This window comes from Paenibacillus sp. GM2FR, from assembly GCF_002803325.1.
Lineage (GTDB): Bacteria > Bacillota > Bacilli > Paenibacillales > Paenibacillaceae > Paenibacillus_AQ > Paenibacillus_AQ lautus.
The window spans coordinates 1840300-1857757 of sequence record NZ_MKZM01000008.1; the positions used below are offsets into that span (position 1 = coordinate 1840300).

At 44.0% G+C, this 17458-nt stretch carries 17 protein-coding genes and 1 pseudogene; 5 read left to right on the plus strand and 13 right to left on the minus strand.

Going from position 1 to position 17458, the window contains the following annotated elements; all coding sequences use genetic code 11:
- Window positions 1-33: 33 nt before the first annotated feature.
- The 7 genes from PAEVO_RS34220 to PAEVO_RS08440 form a co-directional block, all read right to left on the minus strand.
- Window positions 34-324 carry an alpha/beta fold hydrolase gene (locus tag PAEVO_RS34220; RefSeq protein WP_243390858.1) on the minus strand — a complete coding sequence of 97 codons (291 nt, stop codon included), beginning with the start codon at window positions 322-324 and terminating at the stop codon, window positions 34-36.
- Window positions 325-507: 183 nt separating this feature from the next.
- On the minus strand, window positions 508-1206 hold the full coding sequence (locus PAEVO_RS08415; protein ID WP_100537139.1) for an ABC transporter permease: 699 nt from the start codon (window positions 1204-1206) through the stop codon (window positions 508-510).
- Window positions 1207-1212: 6 nt separating this feature from the next.
- On the minus strand, window positions 1213-2127 hold the full coding sequence (locus PAEVO_RS08420; RefSeq protein WP_100537140.1) for an ATP-binding cassette domain-containing protein: 915 nt from the start codon (window positions 2125-2127) through the stop codon (window positions 1213-1215).
- A gap of 171 nt (window positions 2128-2298) precedes the next feature.
- On the minus strand, window positions 2299-3237 hold the full coding sequence (locus PAEVO_RS08425) for a sensor histidine kinase (protein WP_100537141.1): 939 nt from the start codon (window positions 3235-3237) through the stop codon (window positions 2299-2301).
- Window positions 3238-3240: 3 nt separating this feature from the next.
- Complete coding sequence (locus tag PAEVO_RS08430; RefSeq protein WP_100537142.1) at window positions 3241-3939, minus strand: response regulator transcription factor; 699 nt, start codon at window positions 3937-3939, stop codon at window positions 3241-3243.
- A gap of 586 nt (window positions 3940-4525) precedes the next feature.
- Window positions 4526-5647: an acyltransferase family protein gene (locus tag PAEVO_RS08435; RefSeq protein ID WP_100537143.1), complete on the minus strand. Its 1122-nt coding sequence runs from the start codon at window positions 5645-5647 to the stop codon at window positions 4526-4528.
- Window positions 5648-6689: 1042 nt separating this feature from the next.
- Complete coding sequence (locus tag PAEVO_RS08440) at window positions 6690-7271, minus strand: TetR/AcrR family transcriptional regulator (protein WP_100537144.1); 582 nt, start codon at window positions 7269-7271, stop codon at window positions 6690-6692.
- A 175-nt stretch (window positions 7272-7446) separates the two neighbouring features.
- Here PAEVO_RS08440 and PAEVO_RS08445 point away from each other — a divergent pair, with 175 nt between their 5' ends.
- A complete protein-coding gene (locus PAEVO_RS08445; RefSeq protein WP_100537145.1) occupies window positions 7447-8196 on the plus strand; it encodes an SDR family oxidoreductase in 750 nt (249 codons plus the stop codon).
- A gap of 140 nt (window positions 8197-8336) precedes the next feature.
- Here PAEVO_RS08445 and PAEVO_RS08450 read toward each other — a convergent pair whose 3' ends face one another.
- From PAEVO_RS08450 to PAEVO_RS08460, 3 genes are all read right to left on the minus strand, one after another.
- The gene (locus PAEVO_RS08450) at window positions 8337-9053 is read right to left on the minus strand and encodes a hypothetical protein (protein ID WP_100537146.1); all 717 of its coding nucleotides are present in this window, start codon (window positions 9051-9053) and stop codon (window positions 8337-8339) included.
- A 116-nt stretch (window positions 9054-9169) separates the two neighbouring features.
- A complete protein-coding gene (locus PAEVO_RS08455; RefSeq protein WP_100537147.1) occupies window positions 9170-10546 on the minus strand; it encodes a sensor histidine kinase in 1377 nt (458 codons plus the stop codon).
- A gap of 41 nt (window positions 10547-10587) precedes the next feature.
- A complete protein-coding gene (locus tag PAEVO_RS08460; RefSeq protein WP_100537148.1) occupies window positions 10588-11295 on the minus strand; it encodes a response regulator transcription factor in 708 nt (235 codons plus the stop codon).
- A 116-nt stretch (window positions 11296-11411) separates the two neighbouring features.
- Here PAEVO_RS08460 and PAEVO_RS08465 point away from each other — a divergent pair.
- Window positions 11412-11579, plus strand: a pseudogene (locus tag PAEVO_RS08465) (GlsB/YeaQ/YmgE family stress response membrane protein); the annotation flags it as partial.
- A 420-nt stretch (window positions 11580-11999) separates the two neighbouring features.
- Here PAEVO_RS08465 and PAEVO_RS08470 read toward each other — a convergent pair.
- The gene (locus PAEVO_RS08470; RefSeq protein WP_100537149.1) at window positions 12000-12641 is read right to left on the minus strand and encodes an NAD(P)H-dependent oxidoreductase; all 642 of its coding nucleotides are present in this window, start codon (window positions 12639-12641) and stop codon (window positions 12000-12002) included.
- Window positions 12642-12660: 19 nt separating this feature from the next.
- Entirely contained in the window at window positions 12661-13134 is a 474-nt protein-coding gene (locus PAEVO_RS08475; protein WP_100537150.1) for a carboxymuconolactone decarboxylase family protein, read from the minus strand.
- A gap of 195 nt (window positions 13135-13329) precedes the next feature.
- On the opposite strand from PAEVO_RS08475, the gene PAEVO_RS08480 reads away from it, so the two are divergent.
- On the plus strand, window positions 13330-14196 hold the full coding sequence (locus PAEVO_RS08480; protein WP_100537151.1) for a sigma-70 family RNA polymerase sigma factor: 867 nt from the start codon (window positions 13330-13332) through the stop codon (window positions 14194-14196).
- A gap of 649 nt (window positions 14197-14845) precedes the next feature.
- On the opposite strand, the gene PAEVO_RS08485 is transcribed toward PAEVO_RS08480, so the two are convergent.
- Window positions 14846-15388, minus strand: coding sequence for a recombinase family protein (locus PAEVO_RS08485; protein WP_100537152.1), 543 nt, complete (start codon window positions 15386-15388; stop codon window positions 14846-14848).
- Window positions 15389-15549: 161 nt separating this feature from the next.
- Between PAEVO_RS08485 and PAEVO_RS08490 the strand changes: the two genes are divergently transcribed.
- Window positions 15550-17013: a SulP family inorganic anion transporter gene (locus PAEVO_RS08490; protein ID WP_100537153.1), complete on the plus strand. Its 1464-nt coding sequence runs from the start codon at window positions 15550-15552 to the stop codon at window positions 17011-17013.
- Between the two features lie 16 nt (window positions 17014-17029).
- Window positions 17030-17449, plus strand: coding sequence for a universal stress protein (locus PAEVO_RS08495; RefSeq protein WP_100537154.1), 420 nt, complete (start codon window positions 17030-17032; stop codon window positions 17447-17449).
- The last annotated feature ends 9 nt before the right edge of the window (window positions 17450-17458 follow it).

Sequence of the window (17458 nt, forward strand, 5' to 3'; positions counted from 1 at the left end):
CTATTAAAACATCTATAATTATTAAACCAATAATTAAACCAGGCATACTTTTAGTGTCTGGTCTTTCGCTGCGCTTTGACTGAACATCAGGAAGCCCATCGCTTGATCAAAATAATCCCGATTCGGTCTCTGATTAGCCTGCAACGTCATGGCAAGTCTAGGGTCATTCTCAATTTGCTCTTTCGTCTGCAGTCGAACGCCTTCCGCATTGACAGCTGCATAGCCTCTCGTGGAGATGGAGGCCAGCAGGATCAACCGCTGCACGCGCTGCGGATAATCGGCTGCAAACTGCATGGGGACCCCTCCTCCGTTGGACCACCCCATGAATACGACCTGCTCTACGCCCACCTGATGGATGAAATCCAGTCTTTTGAGAAATCCCTCCTATCGTGAATCAATTTCGGTAGCTGGACTCGCCATAACCCCGCAAATCCCGATAAGACAACGTTTCTCCATTAGACAACTCGACTGAATTTATATGAACTGCCATTTTGCCACATCCTTTCATTACAAATCCCCTAGTTTATTCACGAACTTTACGGACAAGAAGACACTTGCCAAGCCTAACAGACAGAATAAAGCATAAAGAAGATCATGGTTCAACGTGATACGTAACAGCCCACTGAAATTCGGGAACTGCATCATGAATATCGCGCAAATGACCGTCGGAATGACCGCTCGCTTCCAGATGCCGAACCAGAACAGCGGAACCAGCGAGGCAAGTGCGACAACGACGGAGTGAATGACCGCTCGAGCGGCATAATGCATAAGATCCGCTGCTGTAGGCGTTCCAGGAATGATATCCGTCACCTGATCGAACGCATATGTCGCAATACCGCTCAACACGAACGATATCATCGTCCCGAGAAATACAGCTAGGAAGATAAACAGCACTTTCGCCGTCACGAGTCTTTTTCGACTGATCGGGTATCCGAATGATAGGGCGATCGTCTTATTCTTGTACTCTTCAATGAATACATGATTGATCAAGGACGCGCCGAATAAGAGAAACCCCAGCTGGATGGGCAGCATCAGATCCATGGCGGCTGCGTAACTCTCGCCAAAAGAAATCGTCGGCATGTCGGCAAAGACTACTCTCAGCATCAGGAAAGGCAGGAACATCAGAATGATCCAGTATATCACCGCTTCGCCGATCACCTTCTTCCGCTCCAGCTTCATCCATTCGAGCTCGATTAGTTTCATCATATCGGTTCACCCCTTCCCCTGAATTTGATGATAGAAATAGTCTTCGAGCGTACTGGTATGTTTCTGAATCTCCTCAATTTCGATCTCGTGGGCTACGAGCAGCTTCGTGATCTGTCCAGGCGATATCTCGGCATCATAGATCCGGATTCGCTGACCCTGTACAATCTTCATATTGGAAATTTGCAGCTGCTGTTCCAGCAAGAAGGCCGATCTTTGCACATTCGAGGTCAGTATTTCAATATAATCGGTCCCATGTCGGCGTAACTCCTGCAGAGAAACTTCGTCGACCAACTGTCCCTGCCGAATGACACCGATCCGGTCCGCCACCTGCTCGATTTCGCCTAAGATATGGCTCGACAGCAGAAACGTAATCCCATATTCCTGATTCAGTGTTCGAATCAAATCCCTCATGTGTTTGATCCCGATGGGGTCCAGCCCATTTGTGGGCTCATCAAGCACGATCAGCTCCGGTTTGGTGACGGCTGCTCGTGCAATACCTAGGCGCTGCTTCATGCCGAGGGAGAATTCCTTTACTTTTTTACCTTCAATACCAGTTAATTGGACCAGATCCAACGCTTGGCGCATCCCCTGCTGATCATAGTAACCCAAGTATTCGCAGTGAAGCTGAAGATTCTCCACGGCTGTCAGGTGCTCGAAGAAGATGGGATATTCAATGATGCTTCCGACTCGCTTCAGTCCCTCCTTCGCGGTTTCGGAGAATGGCTTGCCGAACAGCATGATCGTCCCGGAGGTTGGCAAGATGAGTCCGGTGAGCATTTTCATGATTGTCGTTTTACCTGCACCGTTGGGACCCAGCAGACCAAAAATTTCGCCCTTTCTCACATTCAGATTGACACCGGATACGATGGTATTGCCATTTGCGATCTTCGTCAGCTTGGAGGTTTGTATGATGGCATTCATTGAGATTCACCGCCTTGTTTACGATTGGTTTCCTTTGTTATTTAAAGGATAGACCAGAGATTGAAGATATTCCTTTCCCAATCCTTACATGTTTCTTAAGAATCGAAATCTGTGTACGAACCACATAGAAAAAGAGACGTTGAACGAAAGAACAACCTCTCTTGTTTAGCTTCAGTAGGTTAACTGCTTGAATTTGCAGGTGAAGGTCGTCATTCGCTCACTCTGTGAGCTGCTCAAGCAGATGGACCCATTCATTTCCTCCGTTAAGCGTTTCGTAATGCTGAGTCCCAGCCCGCTTCCTTGAAATTGCGGGTTGCGCGCATCGTCCAGCGTATAGAGCCTCTCAAATACACGCTCCTGATGAATCTCTGCAATGCCTTTGCCGCGATCCCACACGTCGACAGCGACGAACCCTCCTTCTTCCCGAACCGTCAACCCGAATACTCCGCCGTCACTGCCATAGCGAATGGCATTCGAGATGAGATTACTCAGTATGCGCTGCAGAGCATCCTTGTTGCCAAGGAAGAAGCATGGCCGTTCTGGTATGTCGATCTGAACCTGCAGGTTGTTGGATACCAGCAGGTCGTAATACTCGAGCACGCTGCTCTTGCATATCTCGCTGAGAGAAATTTTGCTAAGCGGTATGTCATAGTCTTCCGATTCGATCTTGACCAGATCAAAGAACTGATTCAGCAATGAGATTAGACTGTTTACTTTATCATTTAGTCGCTCCATGAGCTGCTCCTTCTCTTGCGGAGTTAACGCATGCTGCTGATTTAATTTCTCCGTATAACCCAGAATGACTGTCAGCGGCGTCTTCAGATCATGGGACATATTCGAGATCATTTTCCGTTGGCTGTCCTTCGTGCGGGCATAGTCCGCAAAGACCTTCTGCTTGTTATCGAGGAGGCGGTTGATCTGGATCAACAGCTGACGAACCGGATCATCCCCTGTCGATACCAGCACTTTCTCGGCCGTTTCATGCTGCAGGATGTCAGATACTCGGTTTGAGATTTCAAGAATGCTTTGACTTCGTTTATGATGCAGATATGATTGCCAGCCAATTACCAAGATCAACAGCCCCATCGTGACGGTTAAAAAAAGGATCATGGCCTACTCCCCCAACTTGTATCCGATTCCCCAAATTGTCCGGATGTATTGCGGATTGGACGGATCAACTTCAATTTTTTCCCGCAATCTGCGGATATGTACGTTGATGACGTTCTCATTCCCATAGTAATCATCTTTCCAGATGAGCTGGTAGATTTGCTCCTTCGTGAATACCCTGCTGTGATTGGTCATCAGAAGCTTTAGGATGTGAAACTCCTTGGATGTCAGCGGAACGTTGTTTCCTTTGACTTTTACGGAGAACGAATGCAGATCCAGAACTAGGTCCTGATAGTTGAGCACAGGAGGCTTGGCCGGTTTGCTGTCCGTTTCCGCATACAGTGTCGCCCTTCGAATAGCTGCCTGGACTCTGGCTGTGAGCTCGATCATGGAGAACGGCTTGCTGATATAATCATCCGCCCCAAATCCAAGGCCCAAAGCCTTGTCCAAATCGCTGCCTTTCGCTGAGATGATCAGGACCGGGACTTTGCTTGTCCCTCGAATTTGCTTGAGCAATTCCATGCCATTGATCTTCGGCAGCATTAAATCGAGCAATATGAGATCAAACTTCTCACTTTGAAACTGTGCAAGGGCTTCCTCTCCATCACGTGCGGAAACTACGGAGTAGTCCTCTTGTTGCAGCTGACTCTCGATTAATTGATGAATGTCGTTGTCGTCTTCAACGAGCAATATTCGTTTTTGCATTTAAGTTCCTCCTGAACAGGGATATACGCTTGTTGCGGTTTCTTTGCGATCATGCGAATTGTAGTTTTATGCTTCGATTTTAACATAAATTAGCATAAGTAGCCGTGGAGATCCGCTAGATTTACACAACTTGATATACAAAAAGAAGCCACACAACACGTGGCTCCTTTAAAGTATATTCCAGGTAATCACCTGACCGAATTGCTGATGTTATATATCTTTCTGATTCGCTTTGAACGGTGGATAGTGATACGAGCACGGGACCGGCAAAGTCGGAAGCCTCTTCCCCTTTCGGCATTTGAAGACGGAAGAGGAAAGCGTCGCCTTGCTCTGACTGCCATACGATGTAATCAACTTTGTCATTATGGCTTCACAATACATTTGATCTTTTGGTGTGACTTTAAGAAAATATAATCATAAGATGTTCCTTTAATGTGATATTCAGATGATTTTGATTAGTTCTTTATGGTTGTTACGGGTTCATTCCGTTATCCTGCCCGTTAGCTTAATGAATTAGAGCAGTGAAAAGTAGTTAAATATTTATCTGATCGGTAATCGGAACATGTTCTTGTCCAGTTAAAAATGGTTATAGTATCTTCTTGGCGTAAGGGATTTTCCGAATCAGCATAGCGAGTAAATAACTCGTGATCGTCCCTAACCCACCTAATATCAGAAACTCAATAAACGGAGGCATTTGCGCGCTGTGCAACCAAATGCTATAAGCGATCAATACGAGTGAATGGATGATATAAACCGTATACGAGGTAGCATCCACACTACGTAGAAATCCGTTCGTTTGATTGCTATATTTGCGGTACACTGCCAACAATAGTAGCGAGATGCCAAATCCGACAAAGGGCTCCCACATGGCATAAATGAAGGCATTTGTGTTTAGTCCCCCTCCGGTACTCAATGTCGGATTGAGGATGAGAGCGGCGATCGGAAGTATCGGCAGGAAAACGAGTGCGATGATGCCCATGATTTTCACGGTTCGACGTGGAATACTCGTTAACCAAAGATTGCGGTACGCCATGATCCCTGCAATAAAGAATACGATATATGCAGGAAAATAACCAAAGTTCAATCCAAATATCAGCGTACCAATCGGGAATATTTGCCGAATTCCGAAGGTTACAAGCCCAATGAGCGTGGCAGTAAGCAAAAGCACTTTCACCGATGGAAAAGGGATACTCTTCTTCGGTGCACTATCTTTCCTTACCATACTCACAAGCGCATAAACTGCATTAAACACAAGCAGTGCGAGCAGAAACCAGAGTGGTCCAGGTTCTGTGATTGCAAAGCTGAGGATCTGGGTCCGGTAAAACTCCCAAAATGACACTACTTTGCTAGCGTTTGCGTTGTAGTGGAGCGTAGTGGTATATAAAATCACTGGACTGATGAGGAAGATATAAACGATCAACGGAATCCCCAAGCGCATCAGCCGATCTTTGAGAAAAGGCTTTGGTCCTTTGCGATCAAAAGATGAGGGCACGAAGTACCCCGCGATAAAGAAGAATAATCCCATAAAGAACGCTTGGTTGATAAAGACAAACAACAGCATCAGCACAAAACTCGCATCTGGCTTTTGTAGCGTATCAAAAAAATACCACGAACCCGGTACAGCATATGTCGTCGCTGCATGATGGAACACAACCAGAATCGTGAGAAATGTCCGCAGATGATCCATATAAAATAGACGATTGTTCATGTTGTTCCCCCTTTTATATGATGTTTTTCTTATTTGCTTTTCGCCTTGCGAAACCCACTAATAATACTAAATGGCATACTGCTTGAAATTAGCAGCCGGACGATACATTAAAATTCCGACTTCTGGTTCGTTGGATAACAATTGAGCAACAGCTATAAACATTTCGAAAACTCCTGCTGCAATCGCAAAAAGCCAAAGCAGATAAGATTTTTAACATCAGGCGGAATCCTCTTGTTGAACATAATAACCATTCCCTTCCATTGAATTGTATCTTTATGTTACTTGGAGAATGGAGTGCCCCAAAACAACCTTGAGTCTGATTCATAGCTCAGTCTACAGTCCGAGTTTTTTATTTACCTATCATAGGTGACGCCTATTATCTCATTGAAATGCAGCCGAATGTAGCCAGCTAGCTTCATTATCTTATTAATTTAGCGTTTCCCGTTACGCTGTACAGGTGTATTTATAATGCGTTTCATAATAATGAGCAGAACTTGAATGAAAATTCAGTAGTTGTTTTGAATGATGATTTTGGCTCGTTACTGTTCAACTAATTTTTGTATATCCGACACGTTGACCTATCTACTCTCCTCAATTTATTAAACTAACCTGCCCGTTAGCTTAATGAAATTGCATGGAAACATAATTAGATCCTTATCTAATCGGTAATCGGACCATGTTCTTGTCCTTTACGACAATCGGTACAAGTTCTTGTCCCGATAAAACAAAAAAGCCGCTAAAATAGCGACTTTCCATGGGACAATGTTTCTGTCCTCCGACACTTAGCTTCTTAAAGCAAAGTGTAGATAGACGAACCTTCGTCAAGGAAGATACGAATGCTCCCGTTCATCCACCAAGCCCTATTCCTCTACTTGGCGCCGCAATGACCGCAGTAACGCCAAAGCAAGATGGGCGTTTCCCAGTGCGAGGTTGACTCGAATTTGACTGACTTGTATGTTGTGCTCTTGCACCTCAGTGGCTTTACTATGTTTATCACCTCCTATCCTCTCAAACATAAGAAAACACAAAAAAAGCAGCCAAATTAGCGACTTCCAATGGAACGATGTTCGTGTCCTTCGACAACTGGGTTCAGCAAATTCCAAAATTGTTCAACCATGACGGATGGCGGATACGGCATCGAACGGATAATCCACCATTCCAATACACCCACTGATGCTGAAATTAAAAATTGTACTGTAATGTCCCTGTTCCTGTTCCTGTCCTGATCGAGATTGATTGAATCCAGATGTTCCATCAGACTTTTTCTGAACATGGTCTCCATTTGGTTTCGAAATACCATGCTTCCCTTGCTCTTCAGCATAATCGAGTAGAAAGAAGCATGCTGCTCCAGATATTCAAAAGTGTGAAGTAGTGCGGTTTTGGAAGGAAGATAAGCCAGGTCATCTCCAGACATACAATGTCGAAGCAACTGGTTAATCTCAGCTGCTATGCATTGCTCGCGCAGATCGTACTTGTCATCGAAATGCAGATACACCGTTCCTCGATTGACATTCGCTTCTGCCGCAATTTGATTAATCGTTATGCGCTCGAATTCCTTTTCTGACATTAGCCTCATAAAAGCATCATTAATCGCCTGCCTTGATTTTTGCATACGCTTGGCCATAATCCTTCTCCCCTTTATCCTATCCTAAAAATGGTCACTTTGAAGTCCTGTGTTGAAAAATCAACAACTGAGCTTGTTTTAACCATTGAACCCCATTTATCGCTCTGATACTTTCACTATATAAAACTCATGTTGATAGATCAACATGTGATCAATTCAAGAGGAGGTTTACAACATGAAACTTACAGGAAACACGATTTTTATTACAGGCGGCGGCTCGGGAATTGGACGTGCGTTAGCAGAAGCTCTCCACCATCTTGGAAACAAAGTTATTATCTCTGGTCGACGTAAAGAGCGATTGGATGAGACAATTCAAGCGAATCCCGGTATGTCCGCAGTGGAATTGAATGTACAAGATCCTGCCAGCATAGAGGTGGTTGCCAAGCAGCTAATCGAAGAATTCCCGGATTTGAATGTCTTGATTAACAACGCCGGCATCATACAGCCCGATGACGCGGCGGGCGTGATCGATGAGGATGTTTTGATTTCGACGGTCGAGACAAACTTGTTAGGCCCAATTCGGTTGACTTCTGCATTAATCGTTCATTTGAAGTCCAAAGAAGAAGCTATTGTCATCAACACGACTTCGATCCTTGGTTTTGTACCGTTAGCCGCAACTGCTATATATTCCGCAACGAAGGCAGCGCTTCATACCTATACGCTGTCTCAAAGATACATGCTTAAAGACACTTCGGTAAAAGTGATAGAAATGGTGCCGCCGTGGGTTCAAAGCAATAACGATGAACCGCGTGCGATGCCACTTTCGTCATTCATTGATGCGACGATAAAGGTACTTGGTACGGATACAGACGAAGTTCTGGTCGAAGAAGCGAAAATGTTTCGAAATAACCCTGGCCCGAACGAAGGTGTTTTTGTGACCCACCTTAACGATACGATGAAGTCTGAACCTCCAAAGATTCATTAAGGAACAAGTTCTCGTCCTTTACGGCAATCGGTACAAGTTCTTGTCCTTGACTCGGGACAAGAACTTGTACCGATTAAATAAAAAAGAAGCTAAATTAGCGACTAAAAAGGCCCTTCTTTTATCTCCAAGATCACTAAATATTAGTCCAGAAGGCTGTAGATCTGAATGCTCTCCACCTTGCCATCTTTGATATGAAACGACATCACATCCACATAATTGGATGGCTCGTAACGGAAGTCATCCTCCTCATTAGGGGCTCCATCACCAAGCAGTTTCCCCTCAGGGTAGGCGTTTTTGAGTGTATCCAGGCTATCTCCTGCTTTAATGTTTCGCACTGTCGCGTACTTAGGATCTGTAATTTCGATATGAAAGATGGAGTCTTGTTTCCCCTCCGGTATACTGATTGTTTTAATCTCCAGACCAGGATACATATACACCTTTTCTGTAAAACCGATTAACGTATCCATGTTTGTTCCATCGCCGGCACGGTACGTATGAGATTTCAGGTTATCCGGTTTGCCCAGCATCTGTTCCATCTGATCTTCATTCGCTGTATCCGAAATCGCAATGGTGTGCTCATTATAGACAAAAGCAAGCTCCTTCAGCACCACATTGCCTTCCTTCTCGATCGAACCTTCCTTAATAGCTTCAGCACGCTGTCCTTCCGAATTTTCTGAAGAGGGCGCAGTAGAATTTGATGCTCCTTCGCCTTTGGCCTGTTCGTCGGGCGTATTTTTTTCAGCCGAGTTCTGTGCTGCTTCTGGCGACTTGGCACCATTGGACTGACAGCCCGTCAGTGCCATCGTTAGTAAAATACTCAGCAGGATAGCAGCTGTAGCTTTGTTTATTAATTTCATCATGATCCCTCCATAAATGTGTGGTTTCTTCTTATGAAGTGATTATAAAAAAAGCATTTGTTAGTCTCATAACAGAATTGTATCAATCTTGTAACGTTAACTATTTACGCGCGTGTTTACGCACGGGGTAACACAATCGTAACGGTCGTTCCTTCCCCGATTTGACTTTCCATGTCGATATATCCATTAAACCGCTCTACAATCTCTTTACAAATAGAAAGCCCAAGACCTGAACCGTTCGCTGTGCTTGCATTTTTCGCCCGGTAAAAGCGTTCCTGCACTCTCTCCAGCTCATCGCCCGCGATACCGATACCTTGATCACGTATCCGTATAACGACCTCGCTTGGCGTATGTGTAAGCTTCAATTCGATTAGCGATGGACTGCCTGAATATTTGATGGCATTGTCCACAAGGTTGGCGATTGCATGGGACATTAGCATTGGATTCACGTTGGCGTGGACTCTCGTCAGAAGCTTATCCTCCGCTTCCGCCTCCCTGAACAGAATCTCGATTCCTTTATCTTTGGCCTTGGCACCCATACTCGTTGCGACTTCCTGAATCAGTTCGTTCATTTCCGTCTTCTTGGATTCCAGTTCGTTAGAACCAGCTTTGTCGAATCGGGATAGCAACAACAGTTCATTAATCAAACGCGTCAGCCGATCCGATTCCTGCAGCAGATGAGCATAAATTTTTTGCAGCTCCTTGTTCTCGTTCTCCCCTTCAACCAAGTATTGAGAGAAACCACGAATGGCTGCCAAGGGTGTTTTTAACTCGTGAGATACGTTGGAGACAAATTGTTTCTGGTACTGAATATAATCATGAAGCTGCCGCCCCATGGAATCCAGCCCATCTGCCAGCATGCCCAGCTCATCCTTCCGGTTTAGATGAACTCTCCGAAACTCCTGTCTAGAGAAACTTTGCGCAGCGCCAAGCAACAGCTTAATCGGCTTGGTTGTGTTGCGGGCAATCCACAGACTGGATAACGTAATCAGTACAATAAATCCACCTGCACCCGCAAACAGGATATAACGGATTTGATCCATAATCGCATAGAAGTAGGAAATGTCCTCCACGAACTCATACACATAAGCGTTTTGGTAGTATTGATCCTGAATGGGGGTAGAAAAATAAAGCAGATGATCTTCCGTTACGGTGTAGGCATAACTGCCGCTCAGAGCTTTCTCAATATTCTTTTCAAAAATAAGAGGTTTGCCATCATTAATGATGATGCCATCCACAGCCAAGCCCAGCAACTGCTTGGAGCTATCATAGATACGTACTTCCTTGCCTGAAGCTTTCAGCTTCTCCAGAGCAAGTCTGACGATTTCTTCTGTCTGCGGTTCTCCTGTCGATGATCTATGCTGTGCCAACACCTCACGGAAGGACAACTCGGACAGATCCGCCTTCTCCATCATCTGTTTTTCAATGGTAATGAAGCTGTAGTAATCGATGGCTTTATTCACCGCAATAATGATGATGCCAAAGGACAGCACGGAGAAAAATAAATAATTCAGCAGTAACCGGGTTGCGTATTTCAGGCCTCGTCACCTCCAAGTTGATAGCCAAATCCATAGATCGTCCTGACATACTTCGGTTCGTCCGCGTTATCCTCCAGCTTCTTCCGTAATCGCATGATGGTCATATCCACACTGCGACTGTCTCCCATAAAGTCATATCCCCATCCGATCTGCAGCAGCTCATCCCGTGTAAAGATTTTGTCTGGCCTTTTGAGTAACGTTTCCAGAATCTTAAACTCTTTGGCCGTTAAAGACACGGGTACACCGTTTTTCAGCACCCTTCGGCTTTCCAGATCAAATGTCAGCTCTTCATGAATGATGCGTGTAGATTTCACTTCTGTTCCTTCAATTGATTCCTCCTTGCTCTCGTTTCTTCTCAGAATCACCTTGATCCGAGCGAGCAATTCACGATTGTCAAAGGGTTTGGTCATGTAATCTTCCGCCCCTAGCTCTAGTCCCAATACCTTGTCGATTACCTCATTTTTGGCAGAGAGCATGATCACTGGAACGGCACGTTTCCCGGTGATTTCCTTGCACAGGTCATATCCGGAGCAGTCAGGCAGCATCAAGTCAAGCACCACCAGGTCCGGCCCAAAAGCATCCAGCAGCTGCAGGGCTATTTTTCCGTTTTCAGCCGTTTGAACGACGTAGTTTTCTCTTCTCAGTACGAGCTCAATTAAATCCCTGATTGCGGCTTCATCGTCAATGACAAGTATTTTCTTCAATGTGCACCCCTTCTAGCCTTGTTCACCAGCTTGAATCATCATTTACCCTCATCTTAGCACAGACACTTTAGATTCCTCTACCAACTGGAAGATGAGGTATATTCCACTGACAATCCATGGATCTGCTCTGGGTACTCATTGTTGGTGGACTTATTGACTGGTTAAGCGGCAACTTGTTGGAGCGGGACGTACCGAGCGGTGTACTTGGGAACATTATTGCGGGTTTTATCGGTTCCTGGTTAGGAACAGTATTGCTGGGACCAAGGGGGCCGGTGATTGGCGGATGCTGCCAGGGCATAAAGGTACAGGATAAATATAAAAGGACCGAAAGCATTCATCGATGGAAGATGAACACTTACGGTCCTTTTTTTATTTTTGTACTGATTTCATCCATTCTTTCAGTGCCTGAACAACCTGCTGAAGCTGTTCCTGTCCGGTAACCATAGGCGCGCTGTCTCCCTTTTTGTATTCCGTAGGAGCCAAATTGACCATGGGTTGCCACTCTTTATACTCACGAATGTCGTGTTTTTCGGAAGGTAAAATACCCCTTTGATCTATCCGTGTATTATTTGTCGTAACTCGTTCCTTTAGTATGAACTCTTCTTGTGGATAAGAGTTCGATTTCCTCAAAGGTAAGATATACTGTCTATCGATGAGAATGTATCATTCCTGCTGTCTGCTTTATGAGATAATTAAAGGCAAACTTAGAATTTTAAGGCGATTTCGCACGCTTGTTGTATCGCCTTTACTTTGATCTCAGGTTCCTGATCGATTTTTGCAGCCATTCCCTCAACAAAAATCCCCTCAAAGCTAGGAATCCCAACGAAATCCATAATGACTTTCAGGTGGCGATGACCCATTTCTAGGTCTGCATCATCTGAGCCTGGTGACAAGAAGCTACCGCTAGCTTGGATATGGACGGCTTTTTTATCACTCAACAAGCCGATCCTGCCGATATCCGGTAAATATTTGAAAGTCTTGCCTGCTATACAAATGGAATCAATGTATGACTTCATAACGGGTGGATACGAATAATTCCAAACTGGAGTAACAAATATATATTTATCTGCAGCAACAAATTGATCAACCAATTCATTGATTCGGCTCAGCTTCGTTTTCTCTGCTTCGGTCAATTTTTCAAATGTAGTGCCCGCCTTCAGTTTGTCCCATCCGTTAAAAACATCAGTATCCAGTTGTGGTATATCCATTTTATATAGATCAAGATGAATTACCTCATCATTCAAATTGGCAGATCGGTAAGCCTGTACAAACTCATTACCTACTAACATGCTGTATGATTTTTCATGATCGTGTGGATTTGCCGTAATATACAGAACTGTTGCCATGATGGCAATACCCTCCTCATTATTTGCTCTCGGAAACTGTTACGATCTGCCTTGTAGAGACGTTTAGTCTATTCCAGAGATTGGCCGTAGAGATCCCGGCGATCAGCGTGGCCAATGCCTGGACATCGAAGTGTCGGGCTGCCTCGTTAAAGATCTCATCCGGCACTGGGTCCACTCGGTCATTGAGTCGGGTAACCGCTTCACTGAGCGCAAGTGTAGAACGCTCGGAGTCATTGAAGTATTGCGTCTCACGCCATGCCGACACGGCCAAAAGTCGCTCTGCAGATTCACCTGTCGCCAATGCATTACGCGAATGAAGGTCGACGCATACACTATCCCCATTAATTTGGCTTGCCCGAAGATATGCGAGAAAAAGCGTGCGCTTGGGAATACCTGCTTGCTCTGCGGAAGCAAATAGGGCTTTGCCAAGGGCTTGTAAGGCTTGAGTCGCATCGGGTACGATCGTAGCAGGACTATCTATTCTTGATTTCAAATGAAAAACTCCTTTAATTAAGATTAGAACCGGTTTTGGCTCTCCAATATGTTGACGGATCAGACCTTGGGATGTGTGACAATATTTCATGAGAAATGTAAAAATCAGTTGAATGCGACGTCTTGTCACATTGTTCAGCTTACATTCGTCAGTACTTATAGTGGTTTATTATTTTTGTACGAGGGAGTTTGAAGGATGAGCGAACAGGATTGGTTGGCAAATACATTCGAAACGCATCGGAAGAACCTTCAGGTTGTTGCTTATCGAATGCTTGGATCATTAAGCGAGGCGGAAGACGCGGTACAGGAGTCTTGGTTGCGTCTTAGTCGTGTGGATGCAAAAGGCATTGAGAACTTGGGGGGATGGTTGACCACCGTTGTTTCGCGTGTATGTCTCGATATGTTACGATTGCGTAAATCAAGGCGCGAAGAATCGATCGAAGCTCATTTGCCCGATTCTTTCAACAGCCAAGAAAATATAATCGACCCTGAACAAGAGGCCATATTAGCTGATTCTATCGGTATTGCACTATTAGTCGTGCTCGATAATTTGAAACCTGCGGAACGCATTACGTTCGTGCTGCACGATGTTTTCGCCATGCCTTTTAATGAAATTGCTCCTATTGTAGGAAAATCGGAAGCCGCGACAAGGCAGCTTGCGAGCAGGGCACGTCACCGGGTTCGAGGGGTGAAAGCATCGGAAGTCGACATTGCTCATCAACGCAAAGTTGTTCAAGCTTTTCTTGCTGCAGCGCATGCAGGCGATTTCGATACGCTAATAGCTGTGCTTGATCCGGACGTTATACTTCGAGACGATCGTCAAACTGAATCTTCAAGAGTAACGCGAGGAGCGATCGCTTTAGCAAAACAAGTATCAGGGCGTGCACAGAAAGCAGCCCAACTAGCCTTGGTAAATGGAACCGTAGGAATCATTGCGGCCCCTCAAGGAAGATTGCTCTATGTACTCAAATTGACAATGAGTCACGGGAAGATTGCCGAGGTCGACCTGATCTCCGATCCAGAACGCGTACGCCAGCTTGATCTGGCGGTATTGAGTAATTGAGCCTTAAACTCAGCGTCTTCGACGGTGTGAAAGACATAATCCCCCCATATAAAATATAACAGTTATTAAAACCATAACACGTTCAAGCGGCACCCTTTGGGTGCCATTTTCTTATTAATGTCCTATTGTATCGCCTATTACATAATTACGTACGGATATTTTGCTCTCGTAAAGACCTTAGCTTGTGAACTGGACTGCATTTCTTCTCCTTTGTACAGTCAAATTTGACAGGAGATGGTAGTTTGTCTATGACAAACAATGAAACAAGCCTTAAACCAGCTTACATTTTGTCTTCTGGGAGTAAAAGAAAAAGCACCCCAAAGGATGCTATTTCTCCAACACAGGTCTCATATATTCCGCATTGAGCTGATCTTGCTTAACATCACCATCACATTTGTGACATTTGTACAGATTCTCTGACACATGCTCTCCATAAGAAAGTTACGAGTGACTCTCCTTGTTGTCTCAGGAATAATGAGTCGCCATTCCAAAGATGAATCCAAATCACCAAAAGTACTAAGGTTAAACGGGAAAGCAAAGTCAACTTACGTTCAGTTCGTGTTCATTTTACTTTCAAACCCAACCTCGTCTCACATGCCCCACCTAATACACCTACCCCCAGGTAATTAAACAGTCCCTGTTGTTACATTTAATTTTCGAGGTATCGATACAAGGTTGTTTTACTAATCCCGGTTTCTTCACGTATTTGTGCAAGCGTATATTTATTGCTTTCATACATTTGGATCGCCTTCATCACGTTCTCATCAAGCTTACGAGGACGTCCTAACTTCGTACCTTTTTCCTTAGCCTCATCTAACCCTTTTTTGGTGCTTTCACTAATTATATCCCCTTGAAATTCCAGGATAGTTTCCACATGTTTATGGAATAAACGGCCAGAATCTTCTCGGGTGTTTAAATTTTCATTCAATGAATACAAATGGACCTGTCGATTTTGAAATTGATCCAGTAATTCACTAAGATGCCTCGTCGAGTCAGCAAGCGAAAATAGTCTGGTTACAACGATTGTATCTCCAGGCATAAGCCTATCCAACATCGATTCTAATTGAATTCTCTTTTTTGCGGATGAGTGCTCTTCTTTAAATAAGTGATCGCAGGACTTTCTTTTTAAAATTTCAAGTTGATTTTGACAATGTGGATCATCCTGAGAGGGTCTCATGTAACCAAATATCATATTAAAACTCCTAACCACGTATGACTTTATAAAATTATAACACAAACAAAGGACCAAAAAGGTTCCATTTCGGAACGATCCGTGATAATATCAATGTACTTGAAGCGGTCATGACTTTAAAAAGCAAAAGTCATAGCAAATTATAAGGAGTGGAAGTACAAGTGATTGAACGGATTAAACAAGAATGGTTTTCTAACCCCAGAAGCGACATCTTAGCTGGTATCGTGGTTGCTTTGGCTCTTATTCCAGAAGCGATTGCATTTTCAATTATTGCTGGTGTTGATCCAATGGTAGGACTATATGCTTCGTTTTGTATTGCTGTAATTATATCCTTTATAGGTGGTCGGCCAGGGATGATTTCCGCTGCTACCGGAGCCATGGCCTTACTTATGGTTCCGCTAGTAAAAGAACATGGCGTGCAGTATTTATTGGCTGCAACTGTGCTCACTGGTATAATTCAATTGCTGTTTGGAATATTCAAAATCGGTAAACTCATGAAATTCATACCGAGAGCTGTCATGATTGGCTTTGTTAATGCTCTTGCTATTCTGATATTCATGGCTCAGGTACCGCATTTTGCAGGAATTTCAACGCTAACCTATATTTTCGTTGCCGTTACTCTCATTATTGTATATGTATTACCCCGTTTCTTCAAAGCAATTCCAGCACCTCTTATCGCTATTGTTGTGCTCACTGCCACAGCTATATGGGGCAATCTAGATTTGGGAACTGTCGGTGAATTGGGAGTCATCAATCAATCCTTACCCTCTTTTCTAATCCCTAACATCCCATTTAATCTTGAAACGTTACAAATCATCTTCCCTTACTCGATTTCCCTAGCCGTTGTGGGTTTGGTTGAATCTCTTCTAACCTCTTCGATTGTAGATGATATGACCGAAACAGACAGTAATAAAAATAAGGAAGCTCGTGGACAAGGCATTGCAAACATCATTACCGGTTTCTTCGGTGGAATGGCTGGTTGCGCGATGATCGGACAGTCAGTCATCAATGTGAAATCGGGCGGACGTACTAGATTGTCGACATTTGTAGCTGGTGTGTTTCTGATGTTTCTGATTATTGTTCTAGGTGGAGTTGTGGTACAAATTCCAATGCCTGTATTGGCTGGGATTATGATCATGGTATCCATTGGAACCTTTGATTGGTCATCATTCACCTATTTAAGAAAAGCCCCTAAAAGTGATGCTTTTGTCATGCTGGCTACGGTCATTGTTGTCGTTGTTACCGATAACCTTGCAATTGGGGTTCTCTTGGGAATCATCCTGAGTGCCATATTCTTCGCCTCTAAAATATCAAAAGTAAGTGTTACGAGCGATAACAAGGGGCATAAAACAACTTTTAAGATCTCAGGCCAACTCTTTTTTGCATCTGTTGAAGGATTCGTCAACGCATTTGATTATAACGTGAAAAACAAAGACATCGTTCTAGACTTTTCGAATGCACACATTTGGGATGACTCAGGAGTCGGTGCCGTAGATAAAGTTGTGATTAAATACCGTGCCAATCATAACCATGTCATCGTTAGAGGGCTCAATGCATCAAGTGAAAAAATTGTAAATAGATTAGCTGTGTATCATGATTCTAACGCGCAATTAAAATCACATTAGAACAGGAGTGATATCTATGTATCAACATATTTTACTTGCTGCAGACGGTTCTAAAAACTCTGTTCGGGCTGCAACTGAAGCTGCTAGAATCGCATCTCTTATTGAAGGTGCAACAGTAGAAGTTTTCTTCGCTGTAGATCCAACTAAAATAAAAGAAGAGGTACTTCATTCACAAAACCACGAAGAAATTGAGTTCAAACGAAAGCAGAAATTATTACCGGTTACAGAGGAACTAGGAAACAAAAACGTGAATCATCAAATCACAATAGTTATTGGAGACCCTGGTCCCACCATTGTTGATTACTCGAAAAAGAAAAATGTTGATCTGATCATTATAGGAAGTCGTGGCCTTAATTCATTTCAAGAATTTGTTTTAGGAAGTGTCAGCCATAAAGTAGTCAAGAGAGCCCAGTGTCCAGTAATGGTGGTGAAGTAATACCAACAA